The sequence below is a fragment of the Nocardia sp. NPDC004722 genome, from assembly GCF_053601505.1.
Window position 1 is genome coordinate 1 of the sequence record NZ_JBSGBY010000597.1, and the last position, 5,107, is coordinate 5,107.

A 5,107-nucleotide genomic window follows, 5' to 3' on the forward strand; every position below is an offset into this window, starting at 1 on the left:
GATGGCGGCCTCGGCGATGATGGTGCCGGGCCCGAAGATGCCCGCGGCGCCGGCCGCGTACAGCTCGTCGTAGTCGCCGGGCGGGATGACGCCGCCGACGGTGACCATGATGTCGGGGCGTCCGACATCGGCCAGTGCCTGCCGCAGGGCGGGCACCAGCGTGAGATGGCCTGCCGCCAGCGAGGACACGCCGACGACGTGCACGTCGTTGTCGGCCGCCTGCTGCGCCACCTCTTCGGGGGTCTGGAACAGCGGGCCCACGTCGACGTCCATGCCGAGGTCGGCGAAGGCGGTGGCGATCACCTTCTGGCCGCGGTCGTGGCCGTCCTGTCCCATCTTGGCGATCAGGATGCGGGGGCGGCGGCCCTCGGCCTCGGCGAACGCCTCGACCAGTTCGATGGCCTTGCTGATGTTGGTCACCTTGCCCGCCTCCTCCCGGTAGACGCCGGACAGGGTACGGATTTCCGCCTGGTGGCGGCCGTACACCTTTTCCAGCGCGTCGGAGATCTCACCGACGGTGGCCTTGGCGCGTGCGGCATTGATGGCCAGCGCCATCAGGTTGTTGTCCATGCCGCCCTCGGACGACGCTGCCGCACGGGTCAATTCGGCCAGCGCCGCCTCGACCTCGGCCGAATCGCGCTCCGCGCGCAGCTTTTCCAGCTTGGCGTTCTGCTCGGCCCGCACGCGCGAGTTCTCGACCTTGAGCACCTCGATCGGGGTGTCTTCCTCGACCAGGTACTTGTTGACGCCGATCACCGGCTGCTGCCCGGTATCGATGCGCGCCTGGGTGCGGGCGGCGGCTTCCTCGATGCGCAGCTTCGGGATGCCCTCCGAGATCGCTTGCGCCATACCGCCGTGCGCTTCGATCTCGGCGATGTGCGCGCGGGCACGCTCGGCGAGCTGATGGGTCAGCCATTCCACGTAGTACGAGCCGCCCCACGGGTCGGCCGGACGGGTGGTGTTGGACTCCTGCTGAATCAGCAGCTGCGTGTTGCGCGCGATACGCGCGGAGAAGTCGGTCGGCAGCGCGAGCGCCTCGTCCAACGCGTTGGTGTGCAGCGACTGGGTGTGCCCCTGGGTGGCGGCCATGGCCTCCACGCAGGTGCGCGCCACATTGTTGAACACATCCTGCGCGGTCAGCGACCACCCGGAGGTCTGCGAATGCGTGCGCAGCGCAAGCGACTTGGTGTTCTTGGGCTCGAACTTGGCGACCAGCTCGCTCCAGAGCAGCCGTCCCGCACGGAGTTTGGCGACCTCCATGAAGAAGTTCATGCCGATGGCCCAGAAGAACGACAGCCGCGGCGCGAACTTGTCGACCTCCATGCCCGCGTCCAAACCGGCCTTGATGTACTCCACGCCGTCGGCGAGGGTGTACGCCAGCTCCAGATCGGCCGTGGCTCCGGCTTCCTGAATGTGGTAGCCGGAGATGGAGATCGAATTGAACTTCGGCATCTTCGCGGAGGTGTAGGCGAAGATGTCGGAGATGATCCGCATCGAGGGCTTGGGCGGGTAGATGTAGGTGTTGCGGACCATGAACTCTTTCAGAATGTCGTTCTGAATGGTTCCGGCCAGCTGCTCGGGCTTGACGCCCTGCTCCTCGGCGGCGACGACGTAGAGCGCCAGGATCGGCAGCACCGCGCCGTTCATGGTCATCGACACCGAAACCTGATCCAGCGGAATCTGATCGAACAGTTCCCGCATGTCGAGGATGGAGTCGATGGCGACACCGGCCATGCCGACGTCACCGGTCACGCGCGGGTGATCGGAGTCGTAGCCCCGGTGCGTGGCCAGGTCGAACGCGACCGACAGACCCTTCTGACCCGACTGCAGGTTGCGGCGGTAGAAGGCGTTGGAGTCGGCGGCGGTGGAGAAGCCCGCGTACTGCCGGATCGTCCACGGCTGATTGACGTACATGGTCGGGTACGGGCCGCGCACGAACGGCACCACGCCCGGCACGCTGTCCAGCGGGTAGCCCGCCTCGACGATGGCGTCGCGGTCGGCCTTGGTGAACACCGGCGGCACCTCGATGCCTTCGGGCGTCGACCAGGTGAGCTGTTCGGGCGCATAGTTGTTGGCGCTCGCGGCCTCGGCGACGAACTCCTCGACCTGCGCGGCGCTGACGTCGGCGGGCGAGCGGTCGCCCTCGGTCAGCGGCACCTCGGCGAAATTGCCGATGCGATGCTTGATATCGCTCATCTCTACGCTCCCAGCTTTTCGAGCAGGCCGGTCAGAGCCGCCACCGCGTCCATGCGAGCCGTCACGAAGCCATCCGGGCGATCCGCCCCGGAAAGCTCCGCGACCGCCTTCTCGGGTCCGGCCAGCAGCACGGTGGTGACACCGGCCGCCCGCAGTTCCTGCACGGCCGCGGCGGCGTCGGTGCCGTAGCGGGTGTCGGAACCGCACAGCACCGCGATCGACGGACCGGTCTCGGTCACGGCTTCGATGCCGCCGGAGGCCAGCAGGTTGGTGGTGAAGGTGACACGAACATTGTTCTCCGACACCGGCCCCAGCGGAACCAGCCGCACCCGCGGGCGGGCCGAATTCGCGGCGAGATAGGCGTCGGAACGATTGCGCAGCGCCTCGAAGGCCGCGCCGTAGCGGAATCCGGAGTCCGCGCGGGCCGCGTCCGACAGCGGCTTCTCGCTCAGGTTCGGGAACTCGTTGACGCCGGTGACGGCCGTCTTGCGGTGCGCCACATCGGCATCGCGCTTCGCCTTGGTCTCCCCGATGCGCTCGGCGAGCAGACCCGCCTGCAGCGCGGCCAGGTAACCGCCGGCGGCCTCGATCTCCTGCATGAACTCCCATGCCTTGGCGGCGAGCTCATCGGTGAGCGATTCCACGTACCAGGAGCCCGCACCCGGGTCCTGCACGTGGCCCAGGCGGGATTCCTCGAGCAGCAACAGTTGGGTGTTGCGCGCCATGCGCTCGGAGAACGCCTGCGAGACTTCGAGTTCCCCGGCGGGCAGCGCGGCGTCGAAGGGCAGCACGGTGACGATGTCCGCGCCGCCGACGCCCGCGCCGAACGCGGCGAGGGTGGTGCGCAGCATGTTCACCCACGGGTCGCGCTGGCTCATCATGGCCGCGGAGGTGACCGCCTGCTGCGGCGCGTTGCCGAAGGCCGGAGCACCGCAGACCTGCGCGACGCGGGCCCACAGCTTGCGGGCGGCGCGGAACTTCGCGACGGTCTCGAACTGGTCGTCGGTGGCCGCGAAGCGGAACTCCAACTGGCCCAGCGCATCCGCGATATCGGCACCGGCGTCGGTGAGCGAGCGCAGGTACTCGAGACCCGCCGCGACCGCCGCGCCCAGCTCCTGGGCGTCGGAGGCACCGGAGTTGTGGAAGGCCACGCCGCACACGGTGATCGCGCGAACCGTCTCGGTGCGGGCCACCGCCTGCTGGGCGAGCGCGATCGCACCGTCCAGATCGATGGCCGAGGAACCGGCGAACAGGCTCGTCAGCGGGGTCGCACCGAGGGAGACGCGAATGTCCTTGCGGTTCGGGGCTTCATAGCCGTCGAGGACCGAGAACAATGCGGCCGCGGCCTCATCGGCGGCGGGACCGGCGTCGAGGGTGAGGGGCGCGAGCTCGAACAGGAAGCCCTGCAGTGCGGTCGCGAGACCCTCGACCGGGACACCGCGCTCGGCGACACCCAGCCACACGGCGCTCACGCCGTTGTCCAGACCGAAAAGAATGTCCGTATTGACGGCCTTGGCGTCGGAGCCACTGAAGCGCTGATTCACGAACCAGCCGCGGTGCACATCGCGGGTGGCGTCGCCACCGCGCACGTAGGGGAACTGCCCGGGCAAAGGCTGCTCGGGCAGTTCGTCGCGACGCGTGTAGAGCGGGTTGACCGTCAGACCGTCGTAGGTCGTGACCGCGAGCAGCTTCTCCGGCTCGGCCGGCAGTTCGCTCGCATCCACCCTGCGGGCCTTGGCCAGCACCCCGGCGACACCCTTACGCCAGGCGGCAAACTCGGGCACCGGTTCGGTACCCGAGTCGGAAGCAATCGGCATAGCTGCTGTTTCCTTCTTCCACTCCCTGACCGGATGGCCGCTGAACCCGGCATCCGCCCAGCTCAACGGCCACTTTGGTTAACGAGCATTCATGGTCTTTCCCCTGATGCTAGCGGTACCCATGCCATTCCTGTCTCCGGAGTCTCACTACCAGCGGGTAACCTGGCGCGGTGCCAACAACCGTGCCCGCGCCGCTCGAGCGAGTATCCGGGCTGCTCAACCGCCTTCGCCAACCGCGGAATCTGGCCCTGCTGATCGCTTGCGGGGCGCTGTTCGCGTTGGCGGCGTTCGCACCGCATCCGGGACCGCAGCAGATTCGGCAGTGGGCGGATTCGGTGGGGCCGATGCTGCCGGTGGTGTTCTTCGTGGTGCACACGCTGGTGTGCGTGGTTCCGTTCCCGCGCACCATCTTCACGCTCAGCGCGGGCATGCTGTTCGGGTCGGCGGAGGGGTTGACGCTGGCGATCGCGGCGACGACGGTGAGCGCGCTGCTGGCGCTGTGGCTCGTCCGCGCCGTCGGTCACGAACGCGTCCGGCCCCATCTCACCCATCCGACCGTCCAGGCCGTGGATGCGCGGCTGGCGCGGCGCGGCTGGCTGGCCATCGGGTCGTTGCGGCTCATCGCGTTCGCGCCGTTCTCGATCGTGAACTATTGCGCGGCACTGTCGTCCATCAAGCTCACGCCGTACTTCCTGGCGACGCTGATCGGCATCATCCCGGGCACGGTCGGCACGGTGCTGCTCGGCGACGCGCTCACCAATCGCACCTCCCCCGCCCAATGGATCGTCACGGCAGCGTGTTTGGCGGTCGGGGTGATCGGGCTGCTGGTGGACGCCCGCATGGCGGTCGAGGCTCAGCCGGACCCGATCGCCTGATCCGGCGGCGGCAGCGGCCAGCGCTCGAACCGATCCCGCAGTTGCGGGGCCTGCCCGGAGCCGTTCGCCGACGCGAACCGCTGCCGGGCCCGCGCCCGGTAGGCGCGGGTGAATTTCAGTCCGGGATCGAGTTCCGCGGCCTTGACCAGCCAGCCGTTGGCCTGCCGGAGCACCTCCGCGGTCGGCGCGCGACCGTCTCTGCGGAGCAGAAATCCGCTC

At 68.6% G+C, this 5,107-nt stretch carries 4 protein-coding genes; 1 reads left to right on the top strand and 3 read right to left on the bottom strand.

Annotated features, from left to right (window positions below; translation table 11 throughout):
• Positions 1 to 2,196, bottom strand: a 2,196-nt coding sequence (scpA, locus tag ACWELQ_RS37580; protein ID WP_452401777.1) for a methylmalonyl-CoA mutase, incomplete at its 3' end; no start/stop codon positions are given.
• 2 nt (positions 2,197 to 2,198) lie between these two features.
• A complete protein-coding gene (locus ACWELQ_RS37585) occupies positions 2,199 to 4,013 on the bottom strand; it encodes a methylmalonyl-CoA mutase family protein (protein ID WP_452401778.1) in 1,815 nt (604 codons plus the stop codon).
• 170 nt (positions 4,014 to 4,183) lie between these two features.
• Here ACWELQ_RS37585 and ACWELQ_RS37590 point away from each other — a divergent pair, with 170 nt between their 5' ends.
• Positions 4,184 to 4,888 carry a TVP38/TMEM64 family protein gene (locus ACWELQ_RS37590; RefSeq protein WP_452401779.1) on the top strand — a complete coding sequence of 235 codons (705 nt, stop codon included), beginning with the start codon at positions 4,184 to 4,186 and terminating at the stop codon, positions 4,886 to 4,888.
• On the opposite strand, the gene ACWELQ_RS37595 is transcribed toward ACWELQ_RS37590, so the two are convergent.
• Positions 4,867 to 5,107, bottom strand: a 241-nt coding sequence (locus ACWELQ_RS37595) for a hypothetical protein (protein ID WP_452401780.1), incomplete at its 5' end; no start/stop codon positions are given. The genes ACWELQ_RS37590 and ACWELQ_RS37595 overlap by 22 nt on opposite strands.